This is a genomic window from Litorilinea aerophila, from assembly GCF_006569185.2.
GTDB classification, from domain to species: Bacteria; Chloroflexota; Anaerolineae; order Caldilineales; family Caldilineaceae; genus Litorilinea; species Litorilinea aerophila.
On sequence record NZ_VIGC02000004.1, the window covers coordinates 150,919 to 167,927 of the forward strand.

A 17,009-nucleotide genomic window follows, 5' to 3' on the forward strand; every position below is an offset into this window, starting at 1 on the left:
TGGTTAGCTGCGGTTGCGGATGAAATAGGCCTGCTGGACGACCTCCTCGATCTGCTCCACGGGCGCGTCGGCCAGTTCTAACAGCGCCTGATAGGGGTCGCCGGGCAGGTGGAAAAACTCGCCGAAGGCCGGCTCGGTCTTCATGCCCTGGGCCTTCATCTGGACGATGGTGTCCCGGGCCGACTCGCCGGCGAAGCGCAGAAGCTGGGCCTCGGCGACCAGATGGCGGTAGGCATTCTGCTCCTGGGTAGGTCGGGGCTGGCCGAAGATTTCGATGGGAAAGCGCCCATAAGTAAAGCGACAGACCATCGTGGGCAGGCCTCCGATCTCCTTCTCCTCCAGGGTAAATCCCTCATAGTCGCCGTACATGGCCGTGAGGATGTGCCGGAAACGAGGAAATTCGGCTTCCGGCACGTAGCAGATCAGGTCCAGGTCACTGCCAGGAACATCGATGCCCAATGGGATGGTGCCCACCAGGATCGGGTCATAGTCGGCCAGCACACTGAAAAGATCCAGCTCAATCAGGACACGGTAGGCATCTCGTTGCCGGTCATTTCCCTGTTGCAGATAGGCAATATTGTCCCACCACATGGCTTCTTCCTCCTCATCCCCATCAGGCCGGATGCGGCTGGCGCTCTCTCCTCCTGCTGCGCCTGGAATGGAAGTCTGGCCTCAACCTTTTGGGATCAGAATAAAGCATAAAGAAACGGCCCGGTCAAAGGCCGGGCCGTTCGGGAGGTGGAGATGGCGGGAGTCGAACCCGCGTCCGAGACATTCGTCCATAGACATCTACAGGCTTAGTCGCACTTTTGCTGTTTCGCCGGGCGGACTCCGTGCGACAGGATTCCTTTGCCCGGCTAGCCGATGGGTCTTAGGTCACCTTATCGGCGTCCAGTGACCGCAGCTCAACAGTCTATGGCGGCTACCGTCCGGCCTGAGAGCAGCACCGGTACGGGCCGAGACCCTGTATGAGAGGGTCTGGTGCCTTCACTTAGGCAGCCACCGCCGCAGGAGCAGCGTTGGCGAACCCGAAGTTGAAGACTTTGCCACTGTTGTTGGCATTTGTAGGTGTTGCGCCTTTTTAACGTAGTCGACGCTCTACGGCCTGCAGTCTATGAACAGCCTGCCCCGTCGAAACCGGTCATCCCCATGTGCCTCCATCTTAGCACAAATGGGCGGCTTTGTAAAGCAAAATCGGGCCTGCCCGTGTTAGACTATTGTTAGATCTTATGACAAGTGCTGGCCGGTCTGCTGGCCCGCTGGGGCGAGACCGCGCTTGGGAATGCTTGTGACCTGTCCCCATCGAATTTCCATGGGATTTGCCGGATTTGCCAAAAAACGGGAAAGATCGTAGAAATAGAGGAAAAATGGACGGCGGGATTCGTCGTTCCAGCCTTCCCAGCGGAGGAACAGGCCTCAGGCCTGGCATCGGGCCTACCGTAGATTCACAGCCGATGAATTGTATATCCCAACGGGACAATATATCATGACCTCTTCCCCCCAACCCTACCATGTGGTAATTGTGGGCGGCGGCATCACCGGTCTGGCCGCCGCATACTTTCTCCTGACCCGCTCCAAGACCATGGACCTGCCACTTCAGTGTACCGTGCTGGAGAGTAGCTCCCGGGCCGGCGGCAAAGTCTATACCGAATTGGTGGACGGCTACGGCCCGGAGCCTTTCGTCATCGAAGCCGGCCCCGATTCCTTCCTGACCCAGAAACCATGGGCCCTGGAGTTGGCCCTCGAACTGGGCCTGGAAGAGCGCCTGTTGGGCACCAACGACGAGCGGCGCAAAACCTACGTGCTGTTGAAGGGGCAGCCGGTTCCCCTGCCTGAAGGGGTGGTGCTCATCGCCCCCACCCGCCTGCAGCCCTTCCTGGAGTCCCCCCTGATCTCCCCCCTGGGCAAACTGCGCATGGCCCTGGACCTGATCCTCCCGCCCAAACGGGGCAACGAGGACGAGTCCCTGGCCGATTTCATTCGCCGCCGGCTGGGGAAAGAGGCCCTGGACAAAATCGCGGAGCCGCTGCTGGCCGGCATCTACAACGCGGAGGCCGAGGAGCAGAGTCTCCTGGCCACCTTCCCCCGCCTTCGAGAGCTGGAGAAAAAACACGGCAGCCTGATCCGGGGGATGCTGGCAGGCCACCGGCAGCGCAGCGCCCCCAACCAGGAGGCCACCGGCCGCCCCCGCTCCGCCTTCATGAGCTTCCGCAACGGCACCCAGGAACTCATCGACGCGCTGGTCAAAGCCCTGCCGCCGGGCTGCCTGCGCCTCAAGAGCCCTGTCCAGGTGATGGGGCGTGAGCACGATGGCCGCTACCGCGTCTACAACCCCATCGACCCGCCCTTCATCGCCGACGCGGTGCTCATGACCACGCCCTCCCACGTCACCGGCCGGCTGGTGGCCAACCTGGCCCCCGATGCCACCTTCCAGTTGATGTATATCCGCTACGTGGACACCGGCACCATCTCCCTGGCCTACCGCCGGGAAGATGTGTCCCACCCCCTGGACGGGTTCGGGGTGGTGATTCCCCGCAGCGAGCGCCGGTCCATCAACGCCATCACCTGGACGTCCAGCAAGTTCAAGCACCGGGCGCCCGAGGGCTACGTTCTGCTGCGGGTCTTCTTCGGTGGGTCGCGCACGCCCCACATGATGGAGTTGGACGACGAGGAAATTTTGGCCACGGTGCGGCGGGAGCTGGGGGAGATCCTGGGCATCCAGGCAGCGCCTGTGTTCCACCGCATCTTCCGCTGGATCGAGGCCACGCCCCAGTATACTGTGGGGCATTTGAAGCGGGTGGAGACCATCGAGTCCGTGCTGCCCCGCAACCTCCTGGTCGCGGGCAGCCCCTACCGGGGCATCGGCCTGCCCGACTGCGTGCACCAGGCTCAACTGGCCGCGGAGAAGATCCTGGCCAACCTGGCCCGACAGGCACGCATCGGGCAGACCTCCATCCCGGCTCAGGCGCCCACCCAGGCCCGGGACAGGTAGTCGCTGAGGGTCAACAGCGCCAGGATGGCCAGCCAGACGAATCCAGTGCCGGCAAAGAGCCACGTCAGCCGGCTGCTGTAGCGGACGTGCATGAAGTAGAGGATCACCAGCAGTGCCTTGACCACGGCGATGGTCATGGCGACCGCGGCGCTCAGGGGCCCCAGGTCCACGTAGGCCACAGCCACCGTGACTACCAACAGGAGCATCAGGGCCGCGAAGATTCGCCAGTAGATCCGGGTGGTGTCGTGGGTCGCGTTCATCAGTGCCTCAGCAGGTAGAGCAGGGGAAAGAGGAAGATCCAGACGATATCGATGAAGTGCCAGTAGAGCCCCAGCACCTCGACGGGAGTGGGAGACTCATCGTACCAGCCCCGGTGGGCCAGCCAGCTCATCACCCCGACTGCCCCAATGCCCAGGATCAGGTGGAGGGCGTGTAGCCCGGTCATCACAAAGTAGAGCACGAAAAAGAGCTGGGCCACGTTCCCCTGGTCGCCCTCCCACACAAAGCCTGGGCCGGGGAAGAGATGTTCTCGAAACTCCAGCGAGTACTCCACCGCTTTGATCCCCAAAAAGACCAGCCCTAAGCCGGCCGTGGCCAGCAGCAGCCAGACCAGGCGCTGCCGCTGGCGTCGCGCGGCCGCATCCACGGCCAGAGCCATGGTCAGGCTGCTGGTGAGGAGGACTGCCGTGTTGACTGTGCCCAGGAGCACGTTCAGGTGGGTGCTGGCCTCCCGGAAGACCGGCGTATAGGCGGCACGGTAGACCAGAAACGCCACAATCAGCCCGCCGAAGAAGAGGACTTCCGTGGCCAGGAAGGTCCACATGCCCAACAGGCTGGCCTCATGCTCCTGCTCTTCCCGGCCGGTCTCGGCCTCCGGCTCGGCCATAGGGGAAACGGCGACAGTGCTGGTATCAGCCATGGTCTTCCTCCGGGGTGGCCCCCACGGTGCCCTGGGGCGTGTAGCTCAAATCTTCCGGGTTGTACTGGTAGGGCGGGGCCGTGACCACCACCGGCGCCTCGAAGTTGTGGGGCGGCGGCGGCGACGGGATCTGCCACTCCAGGCCGGTGGCCCGCCAGGGGTTGGCCCCGGCGATGGCGCCGTTGCGCATGGACCAGAAGAGGTAGAGCAGGGGCAGGATGTAGCCCACGGCCAGGATGGACGCGCCCGCGGTGGACATGACGTTCAGCACCTGATAGTAGGGGGCGTACTCGTAGTAGCGCCGGGGCATGCCCTCATAGCCCAGGATAAACTGGGGGAAGAAGGTCAGGTTGAAGCCCACAAAGATGATGATGGCCGCGGCCTTCCCCCACCCTTCGGGATACATCCGCCCGGAGATTTTGGGCCACCAGAAGTGGATGCCGCCCAGGTAGGCCATGATCATGCCGCCCACCATGATGTAGTGGAAGTGGGCCACCACGAAATAGGTGTCGGTCACGTGGACGTCGATGGGCAGGGTGGCCAGGAACAGGCCGGTCAGGCCGCCGATGGTAAACAGGCCGATGAAACCCAGGGCGTACAACATGGGCGTGTCCAGGGCGATGTTCCCCTTGTAGAGGGTGGCCGTCCAGTTGAACACCTTCACCGCCGAGGGGATGGCCACGATGAAGCTCAAAGCCGAGAAGATGAGGCCGGCGTAGATGGACTGCCCGCTCACGAACATGTGGTGTCCCCAGACCAGGAAGCCGAAGACGGCGATGGCCAGGCTGGAGGCCGCGATGAATTTGTAACCGTAGATGGGCTTGCGGGCGAAACAGGTGATGAGCTCGTTGATGACCCCCATGCCGGGCAAAATCATGATGTACACGGCCGGGTGGGAGTAGAACCAGAAGAGGTGCTGGAAGAGCAGGGGATCGCCGCCCAGGGCCGGGTCGAAGATGCCCACGCCCCACAGCCGTTCCACCGCCACCAGCAGGAGGGTGATGGCCAGGACCGGCGTCCCCAGGACCATGATCAGGGCCGTGGCGTACTGGGCCCACACGAAGAGGGGCAGTCGGAACCAGGTCATCCCGGGCGCCCGCAGCTTGTGCACGGTGACGATGATGTTGATGCCTGTGAAAATCGAGGAGAAGCCGGCAATGAAGATCCCCACCGCCATGGCGATGACGTAGCCGTTGGAGTAGGTGGTGCTGTAGGGCGTGTAGAAGGTCCAGCCCGTGTCCACACCGCCGGCAATCAGGGAAAAGAGGGCAAAGAGGCTGCCCAGCACGAAGACATACCAGCTGGCCAGGTTGAGCCGGGGGAAGGCCATGTCCTGGGCGCCGATCATGATGGGGACCAGAAAGTTGCCCAGGGTCGCCGGAATGGAGGGCACCAGGAAGAAGAAGATCATGATGGTGCCGTGCATGGTGAACAGCTTGTTATAGGTCTCCGGCAACATCAGATCCCCCTGGGGCGTCAACAGCTCCAGGCGGATGAGGGTGGCCGCCAACCCGCCGATGAAGAAGAAGCAGGTGATGGTGGCCAGGTAGAGCATGCCGATGCGCTTGTGGTCGGTGGTCAACAGCCAGGAGCGGGCCGTATAGCTGACGTTCAGGTAGGTGGGATGTCGTGCCAGCGTCGGCGACGTCACGGCCATGATGGTCTCCTCCTTCTACGTATCGTTCAGTTGCTGCCCGGGCTCTGCCCGCCGCTTTCCGCCGGGCTCCCTCCCAACGACTTGATGTACTCCAGCAGCGCGGCGAGCTGTTCCTCACTCACCTGGCCGGCGAAGGTGGGCATGATGGGGTTGTAGCCGGCTACCACCTGGGCGTTGGGGTTCAGGATGGACTCCCGGAGATATTGGGTATCCGCGGTCACGGTCTGGCCATCGGCCAGGGTGACCTCCCGGCCATAGAGCCCTACCAGCGAGGGCGCCGGCCCGCTGCCGTCCGCCAGGTGGCAGCTACTGCAGCCCAGGCTCTGGAAGAGCTGCGCCCCGGCTTCGGCCAGGGTGGCAGGCTGCCCGCCCCCAGCCGCCTGGCCCGATGCCTCTGGAATGGGCGCCGCACCGGTGATGGGCTGCCGGGTCAGCCACTCGGCGTACTGGCGGGGCTCCATCACGATGACCCGGCCCACCATGCGGGAATGTTCTGTGCCGCAAAATTCGGCACAGAAGAGGTCATAGCTGCCCGGCTCGGTGGCCTCAAACCAGGCGGTGGTGTAGTTCCCGGGCAACACGTCTCGCTTGACCCGGAACGCCGGGACGTAAAAGCTGTGAATCACATCTTCGGAAATCATGGTCAGGCGGATGGGGCGCCCCGCGGGCACGTGGAGTTCGTTGATCTCTCGCTGGCCTGTGGGGTGCTGGAACTTCCACATCCATTGCTTGCCCACCACGTAGATGTCCAGCCCGTCCGCCGGCAGCCGGTAGAGGTCCACGTACAGCCGCGCACCCCAGAAGAAGATCCCCAGGGCCAGCCCCAGGGGAATGACGATCCAGGTGACCTCCAGGGCCATGTTCTGGTGGAGGGCGCCGGCCCGGCTGGCCGGCGTGCCCCGCCGATACTTGACGGCAAAGTAGATGACCAGGGCGGCCACCGGCACGGCAAAGAGCAGAGCCAGGCCGATCAAGGTCAGGAAGAGCAGATCCACCCGGCCCGCGACGGTCGAAGCATCTTGAGGCAAAAATGGCAAGTTCCACATGATTCCTACCCGGCCTTCTCTCCGTGTACCACGTCCTCTTGCCCGGCGCCCCGATCCACCTGCCGGAAGCTTTCTTCTCCGGCGCCTCCCCGCTGAAACAGCACCAGCAGCAGGCCGCCCAGCCCCAGGACCGTCACCAACCCGGCCACCCGCAACACGTTGTTGATCAGCAGGCTGTAGCGGCCCGTGGCCGGATCGTAGTGATAACAGTAGAGGAGGACCTGATCGATGGGCGAACCAATCCGCCCCTCGGCGGCCTCCATCAACCCCAGGCGCAGATCCCGCTCCGGGTAGGTAAGCCCGAAAAAGTAGCGGGCCACCCGTCCGTCGGGCGTCAGCAGGACGATGCCGCTGGGATGGGCGTACTGATCCTGCTCCGGGTCGTAGCGATAGCGAAAGCCCACCGCCTGGGCCAGCCGCTGGATGGAGTCCTCTTCGCCCACCAGGAAGTGCCAGCCCCCTTCGCTGCCCGGCCGGCCGTAGGCCCACAGGTTCTGCTGTTTCACAGCCGCGGCCACCTGGGGGCTCTCGCCAGGGTCGATGCTGACTTCCACCACCTGAAACTCCTGACCGGCGGTGAACTTCAGGGGCTGCAGGCTTTCCACCAGCCCCTGGCGCACCAGCGAGCACAGGTTAGGACAGGTGAAGTAGCCCATCACCAGGATCACGGGCAGGTCGTGGAAGTACTCGGCCAGCGTCACCACCTGACCCGCTTCATCCCGAAAGGGCAAGTCCAGGGGTATGGGCTCATCCAGCCGCTGGTCGAAGCCGATTTCCTGCAGAACGTCATCCGCCGGTCCGCCATCCCAGGCCAGCGCCGGAACACCCCAGCCGCCTGCTGAGAGCGCCAGCCAGCTGGCCAGGAGCAGGCTCAGCAGACCATACCGTATCGCCTTCACGAATTTCCCCCTCGGTCCCCTTCACCGGCCGGGGGCTATCGGCCCCTGGCCGCCGGTGCTGTCCAGCCGGTAGGCCGGCCCCAGGCCAAATTGGGGCGGCGGTCCGTCCCGGGCGGGGAGGCCCTGCTCCACCAGCATCTCCATGGCCTGGGTGATGGGCACGTGGACGATGCCGGCCTCCCGATCCACCCAGCCGTAGCTGCCCAGCCGCTGGCTCTGCTCCTGGAGGTAGGCGTCCAGCTCCTGGGAGGGGGCGGCCACCAGGCCAGGCCCCGGGGCGGCTACCGGGGTGACCAGGGCCGGGGCCACCTGGGGACCGGCCGTCAAGGGCTGGTTGAGCCAGCCAGTCAGCAAAAGCCGGAGCAGCCCGTACACCAGCAGCAGGGTCAGCAGCACGGCCAGCCCAAAGAGGGCCACGGCCCGCACATCCGCATCGCGGACCTCGTAGGAGGCCCGTTCAGGAACGCCGCCGCTTGCCGGAGCCATCTCACGATTGTCCATGGGCTGTCCTCCCCTGGGATTTGCGGCCCGCCCTTGCTTCCCCATGCCCGGCCTGCTCCCGGGCCGGGGCGCCCGGCCCAAAGCGGGGAAGCAAGGGCCGCTGCGCCAGTTGCCACAGAAAGACCGCCAGCCAGATCCCCCCCATGGCCACGGGTGTGACCACATGCAGCCAGTGGAGGTGAAACTGACCCGGATAGAAGGCCGGGATCACCAGCCAGTAGAGGTAAACCAGGTCCATCCCCAACAGCCAGATGGCGATTCGGCTCAGCTTCTCCGGGCTGCGCCGGATCCGCCCGGACAGGAGCAGGGCGAAGGGCACGGCAAAGTGCCCCAGCAGCAGGAGGGCGCTCACCCACTGCCAGCCCCCCTCCAGCCGATCCAGAAAGTGGACCACCTCTTCGGGCAGGTTCGCCGACCAGATGATCAGATATTCAGCAAAGGTCAGGTAGGCCCACAACAACGTCATGGCCATGAAGAACTTGCCCAGGTCATCCCAGTGATCGGGCGTCAACACCCGGGCCAGGGGCTCCCGGTGGGCCAGCCGCTGCAGGACCACCAGGGTGAAGGCCAGCCCGGTCAGGGCCTGGGACGCCGCCACCACCATGCCGTAGATGGTGGAGTACCAGTGGGGCTCCAGGGACATGCCCCAGTCGATGGCGGCGAAGGTGACGGTCAGCCCGAAGAGGGCCAGGGCCGGCCCGCTGGAGCGCCGCAGCCGCTCCCCGATGGCTTCGGCCCGGTCCGGCTCCTCTTCCTGACGGCGGGCCTGGTGGTTAATCCAGAGGGAAACGGCGATCCAGATGGCAAAATAGAATAGACTGCGCCCGGTGAAGAAGGGCACGTTCAGGTAGGCCTGCTTGTGCTGCAGCAGGGGATCCGCGGCCACCGTTTCGGGCCGGGCCCAGGCATAGAGCCGCCCCAGCCCCGCGTACAGAGGAAGGAAGAGCACGGCCATCAGGACGGCCAGGCGAGCCGTCGTTTCCACGATGTTCCGGATCACAAAGCCCCAGCGGCCGCCGGTCATGTAGTAGATCAGGGCCCAGACCAGGCTGCCCAGGGTGATGCCCAGCCAGAAGAGGTAGGCAAAGAGGTAGGCCTGGAAAAACTGGTCGGGCGCCAGCCAGAGCCCCAGCAGGCAGAGCAGGGCGCCCACACCACCCGTGGCCAGGGCCTGGCGCCGAAGTCGTTGAAATGTGGGGTCAGCTGTCAGGTCCGAGGCAGCTCGTCGCTCCATGGTCTGTTCCCCTGGTTTCTCCATCACGCTTCACCCGTCACGGTTGGCTTTGGACCGGCTCCGCCAGCAGTTGTTGCCGGATCTCCGGCGGCAGTTCTTCGACGGACACGTGCTGGCTCAGCTGCAGAGCCCGGATGTAGGCCACAATGGCCCAGCGGTCGTCGGGCTGGATGCGATCGCCGTAGCTGTACATGGTCCCAAATCCGTTGGTGATGACATTAAACAGATAGCCCGGCGGCAGGTTGCGCAGCCGGTCCGAGTGAAAGGACGGGGGGTGCTTCAATCCTCGACGCACGATCATGCCGTCGCCGCTGCCGTCGTAGCCGTGGCAGGGGGAGCAGAAGATGTTGTACCGTTCCTGTCCCCGCTGCAACACTTCCAGGGTCACGGGGAAGGGGAAGAGCTCGGCCGGTGCTCCCTCCATCCGTCCCGTGTAGCGCAGGGTGTCGGTGTAGGCCAGACCCCGGGCCACGGTATGGGGCACCAGCGGTCGGGCAGCGGCGCCGTCGTCAAAGAAGGTGCTGGCCGCCAGGGGCTCGTAACGGGGCTGGGCCCGCATGCGGCCGGCACATCCGGTCAGCAGCAACCCGGCCAGCAGCAGCCCGGCCAAGATCGGTCCAACCCAGAGGGACGCGTGGGGCGTCCCTTCCAGCTGTGAAATCTGTGGTTTCTGCAGTGGACTCATCCGTTTCTTCACGGCTCCACCTCGAACACGCCACGGGCGCCCAGGGTCTCCAGGAACGCGCGGGTCTCCTGGAGGTCGAAGCGGGGATCCGTGGCCTCAATGCACAGAAAGAAGCGGTCCCGAGAGGCGGCCGAAAACTCAGCCACGTTGAAGACGGGATGGTAGGGCTGGGGCAGGCCGTTGAGGGCAAACATGCCCAGGACGGCGGACAGGGCCGCCACCAGGATGGTGAGCTCGAAGGTCACCGGAATGAAGGCCGGCCAGCTGGCATGGGGGCGCCCGCCCACGTTGAAGGGGTAGTTCACCGCCGCCGCATACCATTGAAGCAGGAGCCCGGTCGCGCCGCCCACCAGGCCGCCGCCCAGCACAATGAGGGGCAGGCGTCGCCCCCGCACGCTCAACACCTCGGGCAGCCCTTCCACGGGGAAGGGCGTGTACGCCTCCATGCGTCGGTATCCCTGTTCCCGCGCAGCCCGGGCGGCCCGCAACAGGGCTTCCCCATCTTCGAACTCCGCCATCAGGCCGTAGAGTCCAACATCGGATGCGGCGATTGCCATGGCGCTATCCTCCCACTTCCCTGAACAGCCCGGCTACACGGCCTCCCCCGCCCGGGGAGCCGGATGGGCCTCGCCGTGTCGCTCGCTCTCGGCCACCAGCTCCCGCATTTCGAAGATGGAGATGGCCGGGAGCAGTCGCACAAAGAGGAAGAGCAGGGCGAAGAAGAGCCCGATGGTCCCCACATAGAGCGCCCAGTCCCAGCGGGTGGGCACATACATCCCCCACGCCGCCGGTATAAAGTCCCGGTGGAGGCTGGTCACCACGATGATGAAGCGCTCCAGCCACATGCCCACGTTGACGATGATGGAAATCACCAGCAGCGCAGGCACATGGCGCCGGACCCGCCGGGACCAGAACAGCTGCGGGACCACCACATTGGCCCCGATCATGAGCCAGTAGGCCGGGGCGTAGGGTCCCAGCATGCGGTTGACCGTCATGTACCATTCGAACTGGTTGCCGCTGTACCACGCGGTGAAGATTTCGATCAGGTAGCCGTAGGCCACGATGAGGCCGGTGGCCAGCATCACCTTGGCCATGTTGTTCAGGTGGCGCATGGTGATGAAATCCTCCAGCCCGAACACCCGGCGCAAGGGAATGGCGATGGTCATCACCATGGCGAAGCCGGAAAAGATGGCCCCGGCCACGAAGTAGGGCGGGAAGATGGTGGAGTGCCAGCCGGGGATGAGACCGGCGGCAAAGTCCAGCCCCACCACGCTGTGCACCGAAACCACCAGCGGTGTGGCCAGGGCGGCCAGCAGGTAGTAGGCGGTCTGATAGCGCTGCCAGTGGGAGGCCGCGTTCCGCCACCCCATGGCCAGAAAGCCATAGATCACCTGGGCCAGGCGATGCTGGGATCGGTCCCGCAGGGTGGCCAGATCCGGGATCAGGCCCACGTACCAGAACATCAGCGAGACGGTGGCATAGGTACCCACGGCGAACACGTCCCAAACCAGGGGGCTGCGCCACTGGGGCCAGAGGCCCATGGTGTTGGGGTAGGGCAGGAGCCAGTAGAAGAGCTGGGGACGCCCCAGGTGGAGCAGGGGGAAAAGCCCGGCGCAGGCCACGGCAAAGAGGGTCATGGCCTCGGCAAAGCGGTTGATGGAGGTCCGCCACTCCTGGCGCAGGAGCAGCAGAATGGCCGAGATCAGGGTGCCCGCGTGGCCGATGCCGATCCACCAGACGAAGTTGATGATGGCAAAGCCCCAACCCACCGGGATGTTCACCCCCCAGATGCCCACGCCCCGGAGCAGCAGGTAGGCCACAGCGTACAGGAGCAGCATCACCAGCGCAAACATCAGGGCTGCCCCCACGAACCACCAGCGAGGCGTGCGCCGGGTGAGCACGATGGCGCTGATCTTGTCGGTGACCGTCGCGTAGGTATATCCCGGTGCGATCACCGGGGCGGGTCCGTCGGCGTGCTGTTGTTGGGGCATGGACTCACCTGCCATACTCGTCTCCTCCCCTTAGCCGCTGAGGGCCGGGTTGGGGTTGCGCACCTCGGCCAGGTAGCTGGTTCGGGGCCGGGTGCCCAACTCGGCCAACAGGGTGTAGTTCAAAGGATGCTCCTTGAGCCGGGCCACCGGGTCCTCCTCGGCGTTGATGTCGCCGAACACGATGGCCTGGGTGGGACAGGCCTGCTGGCAGGCCGTCAGGATTTCCCCCGGCCCAATGGGGCGCCCCTCCTTCTGGGCTTCGATGCGGGCCGCGTTGATCCGCTGGATGCAGTAGGTGCATTTTTCCATGACGCCCCGGTTGCGGACGGTCACATCCGGGTTGCGCCACATCTGTAACAGGGGGCTCTCGTCGCTCGGCACATAGTCGAAGAAGTTGAAACGGCGCACCTTGTACGGGCAATTGTTGGAGCAGTAGCGGGTGCCCACGCAGCGGTTGTAGATCATCTCGTTCAGCCCCTCCGCATCGTGCACCGTAGCCTCCACCGGGCAGACCGGCTCACAGGGCGCCCGCTCGCAGTGCATGCAGGGCCGGGGCTGAAAGTGCACCGTAGGATTCTCCGGCGGCCCGCTGAAATATTGGTCCACCTTAAGCCAGTGCATCTCCCGACCCATGGCCACGTTTTCTTTCCCCACCACCGGGATGTTGTTCTCCATCTGGCAGGCGATGGTGCAGGCGTTACAGCCGATGCACGCGGTCAGGTCAATCACCATGCCCCAGGCATGGCCTTCGTACGGATAGGGCGGGTAGAGGGAGGGCTGCTCGTGTTCATCGTGTTCGTGGTGGGCAAAGGCCGGATCCTGCCGGTAGTGCTCCAGGTCCGCCGAGCGAACCAGCTCCCGGCCTTCCATCAGGAAGTGATTCTGGGTGGTGGCCAGGGGATAGCGCCGGTTGAGCTTCTGGAGCTGTACCCCCTGGGCGTGCCAAAAGCCCTCTGACGTGCGCAGGAGGTAGGCGTTGAAGCCCACGTCCTGGCTGACCTGGCCAGCCCAGGGTCGACCGTAGCCCAGGTGCAGGGTCATCGCCTCGTCGGGGTGGCCGGGCATCACGTAGACGGGCACCTCCAGACGCCGGCCCTGATGCTCCAGCCGCACCAGGTCGCCCGTGGAGAGGCCCAGGCGGGCCGCCGTCCCGGGGCTGATCAGCCCGGCATTGTCCCATGTGAGGGTGGTCAGGTGCCGGGGCAGCTCCTGCAGCCAGGCGTTGTTGGCAAAGCGGCCATCCCAGATGGCGGTGTCCGGCCGGAAGATCAGCTCCAGCCCCTCCGTCGGCCCTGTCGGCCCGGTCGGGAGGGCATCCGCCCAGTCCGGGCGGAGCTGCACCTCCACGGGAGGCAGGGCGGTGCCCGCCACCACGCCGTCGTGCAGGCAGGTGCGCCAGAAGGATTCCGCGTCGGGCTGGGCCGGCTGCTCCTGGGCCTGGTAATACGCGTCCCACTGGCGGCGCACCACGTCATAGCCGGACTGGGGCTGGCCGATCAACGCGGCCAGGAGCTCGTGGGGCGAGCGGCCATCGAAGAGGGGTGCAATCAGGGGCTGGAGGATGGTGACCGTCCCGTCGTAGGCCCGCACATCTCCCCACATTTCCAGGTAGTGGGTTGCGGGCACGTGCCAGGTACAGCGGGCGGCCGTTTCATCCAGGTAGGGGCTGAGGGCCACGGAAAAGGCCACCTGCTCCAACCCGGCCGCGAAGTCGAAATCCGCCGGCGCGGTGAGCACGGGGTTGCAGTCCACCACGATCAGCGCATCCACCTGGCCGGCCTGGAGCTCCTCCACCAGGGTGCCCAGGGACGCCACGCCCTGGCTCGGCTCCACTTCCACCGGTTCGGTGTAGGTGACCGTGTTGCCCACATTGCCCAGGGCCAGGTTCATGGCATGGGCCAGCGCGTGGACCGCCGGGGGCTGGGTTTCGCCGGCTACGATGAGGCTGGCGCCGGCGTGCTCCTGGAGATCCCGGGCTGCCGCCGCCAGCCAGGCAGCCTGGGCTTCGTCCAGCATGCCCGGCGTACCTTCCGGCACGGCCAGCCCCAATTCCCGGGCCAGCAGCCGGGCGGCGGCCTCCACCTGGGCAGCCTGCAGGGGCAGGCGGTGGTCGGCCCGGGCCCCGGTGATGGTGGGCGTACTCTCCACCGCGTAGAGGCGGTTCATGGTCGCCGTATCGGCTGCCCCGTCCCGCAGGCGGCGGCCGGCCGCGAAGTCCCGGGCATGGCGGATGCTGCCAGGGAAGGTGTAGAGGAAGTCGGCGTCCAGCGACAGGATGCGGGCGGCCTGTGCCACGTGATAGACGGTGTTGAGGACCCGTCCGAAGGCCAGGCGGGCCCCCTCCCGGAGGTTGTCCAGGCCGGCCGGTTCGTACTGGTACCAGCGAGCCTGGGGGAAGGCTTCCAGCAGGGCCTGAAGCTGGGCGCCCAGGGTGGGCGAGGTGATCGTGCCGGTGAGGATGCGCAGCCCGGCTCCCTGGGTCTCCTGCCACCCGGCCCGGCGGGCCTGGAGGGCGTTCAGGAAATCCTGCCAGGTGCGGATCTGTCCCTGTTCGGTCACCACCTGGGCCCGGTCCGGGTCGTAGAGGCCCAGGATGGACGCCTGGAGAAAGGGGTTGGAGCCGCCCAGGCTGGCAGGGTGCTGGGGATTGCCCTCCACCTTGGTGGGCCGTCCCTCGTGGCTCTCCACCAGGACGCCGATGCCGTACCCGCCCAGGGGCATGGCGGTGGCAAAGTAGAGGGGCTTGCCGGGGATGACCGTCTCGGGCGCGTTCACGTAGGGCACGATCTGGCGCCGGGGGGGACGTACGCTGCAGCCGGCCATGAGCAGGGCCGCGCCCATCAGCTTCAGAAATGTCCGCCGGCTGGTGGTGGGGCCAGGGATGGCCATCTGGGGGAATTCCTGGCGCAACAGGGCCTGGAAGGCGGGCGTGTCGGCCAGCTCCTCCAGGCTCCGCCAGAAGGCCTTCCGGTCTGGATTTTGGGCCAGACGTTGGCGCAGCGTATTCCAGTCGAATTGGGTTGCGTCCATGATGCGCCTCTTCGTGTTTCCGTACCTGCCGTGATGCCAGTGCGGTAGGTTCGGTCTTCCAGCCGGACAGGGGGGCCAGGGTTCCATCCCCCCTGTCACGCAAAAATGCGAGACCTACGCCGTTAGCGGTGGCAGACGTAACAGTCAGTCAAACGAGCCTTCTCGATCCCATATTCCTCCACCAACTGGGTGCCCAGGGCCAACTGATCTGGCGGGGGCTCATAGCGCATGTTGAAGACCTCTTCCCGGGGCCGGATGTAACGTTCCGGCTGGCGGTGGCAGTCCAGGCACCACTCCATGGTCATGGGCTCGGCCTTCCACATGAGGGGCATCTGGTCTACCGGGCCATGGCAGGTGGCACAGCCGATACCCTTTTGCACGTGAATGCTGTGGTTGAAGTAGACGAAGTCGGAGAGGTTGTGGACCCGGTTCCAGGCCAGGGGCTGATCGGTGGCGTAGCTTTCGCGCACGGGCTGCAGCATGGGGCTGGTGTTCCAGATCTGGGAGTGGCAGGTCATGCAGGTGTGGGTGGGGGGGAGGCCGGCGAAGGAGGAATCCTCCACTGCGGTGTGACAGTAGCGGCAGTCCAGCCCCAGGCCGCCCACATGGTGGGCATGGCTGAAGGGCACGGGCTGGGGTTCCACCACCCCCACACCGGTCACGTAGCTGGAGCGCAGGAACATGAGGGCAAACGCGGCCACACCGGCCAGGAAGAAGACTGCGCCAAAGATGCTGACCTTGGAAAAGGTGTTGGTGCTGGGATGGAAGATCTGCCCCATAGCCACAGCTCCCTACGGTCACAACGATACGACAGCCCAGGGGCGACAGGCCCGACATGGTGGGGTGGGCTATCCCGGCAGGGTGGGACTCGTCAATTTCCACCCAGATTCCATCCAGGACGAAGTGTGCTCGAGGCAATGCCAGGAGCCAGATCCCGGAAGCTTGACCGTGGTATGGATGCCGGAATGCACCGACCCCGGTTTGTGGGTGTGGTTGATACCCGGGCCGATGGCCGGATCAACCGGAAAGGGGACTCAATGACGGAAGGACAATGCCAAGGCCCGGCAGGGACTCCCTTCCGTGCCAGGTTGGGACCATCTTACCATAGGGCAAGGATGGCTTGCAACCGTCAATTTTCAGGCTTTTCGGGCGCGGGCAGAAGCAGAAGGGGTGGGGCGGGACTTGCCCGCCCCAAGTGAGTGAGTAATGGGTCAGTCCAGGCCGCCCTCGGCCACCCGGGGACGGTTGTGGAGGGAGATGGGCTCCGCCTGTTTGCGGACACGGATATTGATCATCTCCACGATAAAGGAAAAGGCCATGGCGAAATAGGCGTAATTTTTCAGATGATATTGGTGGACCAGCTCGCTGTTCCAGCCCTCGATGACCAACAGGGTGCCGATCAGGATCAGGAAGGCCAGGGCCAGGATCTTCATGGTGGGGTGTTGCTCCACAAAGCGGCCGATGGCGCCGGCGAAGGCCACCATCACCACGGCCGCCACCAGGATGGCCGGGATCATAACCCACAGGTTGCCGGAGATGCCCACGGCGGTGATGACCGAGTCCAGGGAGAAAACCACGTCGATGAGGACGACCTGGGCAATGACGGCGGCCAGGGAAGCCACCGCCACCCGAGCCGCCGAGCCATGTTCCACGGCTTCCAACTTTTCGTGAATTTCAAAGGTGCTTTTGCCGATGAGAAAGAGGCCACCCAACAGGAGGATCAGATCCCGGCCCGACAGGTCGTTGCCCAGAAGGGAGAAGAGCGGGTAGGTCAGGCGCATGATCCAGGTGATGGTCAGCAGGAGCAGGATCCGGGTTACGACTGCCAGCCCGATGCCCAAGGTACGGGCCCGGGCCCGCTGATGTTCGGGCAGCTTGCCGGCCAGAATGGCGATGAAGATGACGTTGTCGATGCCCAGGACAATCTCCAGGGCGGTCAGGGTGAGCAGGGCGATCAGGTTTTGAGCGGTGAAAAGTTCGTCCATAAGCATCCTCTCTGGTGCTGCGCAGCAGGTTTCTACAGTCCGATCCAGGCCACGTGATGCGCCCCAGTTT

Annotated in this window: 15 protein-coding genes and 1 other RNA gene; 1 reads left to right on the top strand and 15 read right to left on the bottom strand. The window is 65.0% G+C overall.

All coding sequences use genetic code 11. The features are described from left to right. Window positions 1–3: 3 nt before the first annotated feature. Window positions 4–591, bottom strand: a complete 588-nt coding sequence (locus FKZ61_RS04130) for a DUF4269 domain-containing protein (protein WP_141608807.1) — start codon at window positions 589–591, stop codon at window positions 4–6. Between the two features lie 145 nt (window positions 592–736). Further along, window positions 737–1,149: a transfer-messenger RNA gene (gene ssrA, locus FKZ61_RS04135) on the bottom strand. 337 nt (window positions 1,150–1,486) lie between these two features. Between ssrA and hemG the strand changes: the two genes are divergently transcribed. Continuing rightward, window positions 1,487–2,992 carry a protoporphyrinogen oxidase gene (gene hemG / locus FKZ61_RS04140; protein ID WP_141608808.1) on the top strand — a complete coding sequence of 502 codons (1,506 nt, stop codon included), beginning with the start codon at window positions 1,487–1,489 and terminating at the stop codon, window positions 2,990–2,992. On the opposite strand, the gene FKZ61_RS04145 is transcribed toward hemG, so the two are convergent. The 13 genes from FKZ61_RS04145 to FKZ61_RS04215 form a co-directional block, all read right to left on the bottom strand. After that, entirely contained in the window at window positions 2,962–3,252 is a 291-nt protein-coding gene (locus FKZ61_RS04145) for a cytochrome C oxidase subunit IV family protein (protein ID WP_141608809.1), read from the bottom strand. The two genes, hemG and FKZ61_RS04145, sit on opposite strands and share 31 nt — an antisense overlap. Further along, on the bottom strand, window positions 3,252–3,911 hold the full coding sequence (locus FKZ61_RS04150; RefSeq protein ID WP_141608810.1) for a cytochrome c oxidase subunit 3: 660 nt from the start codon (window positions 3,909–3,911) through the stop codon (window positions 3,252–3,254). The genes FKZ61_RS04145 and FKZ61_RS04150 overlap by 1 nt, the downstream gene beginning before the upstream one ends. Further along, entirely contained in the window at window positions 3,904–5,568 is a 1,665-nt protein-coding gene (gene ctaD, locus FKZ61_RS04155) for a cytochrome c oxidase subunit I (protein WP_141608811.1), read from the bottom strand. The genes FKZ61_RS04150 and ctaD overlap by 8 nt, the downstream gene beginning before the upstream one ends. 26 nt (window positions 5,569–5,594) lie before the next feature. Then, complete coding sequence (coxB, locus tag FKZ61_RS04160) at window positions 5,595–6,614, bottom strand: cytochrome c oxidase subunit II (RefSeq protein ID WP_141608812.1); 1,020 nt, start codon at window positions 6,612–6,614, stop codon at window positions 5,595–5,597. Between the two features lie 5 nt (window positions 6,615–6,619). After that, the gene (locus tag FKZ61_RS04165; protein ID WP_170199220.1) at window positions 6,620–7,513 is read right to left on the bottom strand and encodes an SCO family protein; all 894 of its coding nucleotides are present in this window, start codon (window positions 7,511–7,513) and stop codon (window positions 6,620–6,622) included. 21 nt (window positions 7,514–7,534) lie between these two features. Further along, window positions 7,535–8,014 (bottom strand): hypothetical protein, encoded by a 480-nt coding sequence (locus FKZ61_RS04170; protein WP_141608813.1) that lies wholly within the window; start codon window positions 8,012–8,014, stop codon window positions 7,535–7,537. Further along, the gene (locus FKZ61_RS04175; protein ID WP_141608814.1) at window positions 8,001–9,248 is read right to left on the bottom strand and encodes an MMPL family transporter; all 1,248 of its coding nucleotides are present in this window, start codon (window positions 9,246–9,248) and stop codon (window positions 8,001–8,003) included. The genes FKZ61_RS04170 and FKZ61_RS04175 overlap by 14 nt, the downstream gene beginning before the upstream one ends. 37 nt (window positions 9,249–9,285) lie before the next feature. Next, on the bottom strand, window positions 9,286–9,933 hold the full coding sequence (locus FKZ61_RS04180) for a c-type cytochrome (protein ID WP_211358397.1): 648 nt from the start codon (window positions 9,931–9,933) through the stop codon (window positions 9,286–9,288). A gap of 8 nt (window positions 9,934–9,941) precedes the next feature. Then, window positions 9,942–10,490, bottom strand: a complete 549-nt coding sequence (locus FKZ61_RS04185) for a DUF3341 domain-containing protein (protein WP_211358398.1) — start codon at window positions 10,488–10,490, stop codon at window positions 9,942–9,944. A 33-nt stretch (window positions 10,491–10,523) separates the two neighbouring features. Continuing rightward, window positions 10,524–11,924 carry an NrfD/PsrC family molybdoenzyme membrane anchor subunit gene (nrfD, locus tag FKZ61_RS04190; RefSeq protein WP_141608815.1) on the bottom strand — a complete coding sequence of 467 codons (1,401 nt, stop codon included), beginning with the start codon at window positions 11,922–11,924 and terminating at the stop codon, window positions 10,524–10,526. Between the two features lie 30 nt (window positions 11,925–11,954). Further along, entirely contained in the window at window positions 11,955–14,954 is a 3,000-nt protein-coding gene (locus FKZ61_RS23860) for a TAT-variant-translocated molybdopterin oxidoreductase (RefSeq protein WP_141608816.1), read from the bottom strand. Between the two features lie 122 nt (window positions 14,955–15,076). Continuing rightward, window positions 15,077–15,733, bottom strand: coding sequence for a cytochrome c3 family protein (locus FKZ61_RS04210; protein ID WP_141608817.1), 657 nt, complete (start codon window positions 15,731–15,733; stop codon window positions 15,077–15,079). Between the two features lie 432 nt (window positions 15,734–16,165). After that, window positions 16,166–16,939, bottom strand: a complete 774-nt coding sequence (locus FKZ61_RS04215; protein WP_141608818.1) for a TerC family protein — start codon at window positions 16,937–16,939, stop codon at window positions 16,166–16,168. Window positions 16,940–17,009 lie beyond the last annotated feature (70 nt).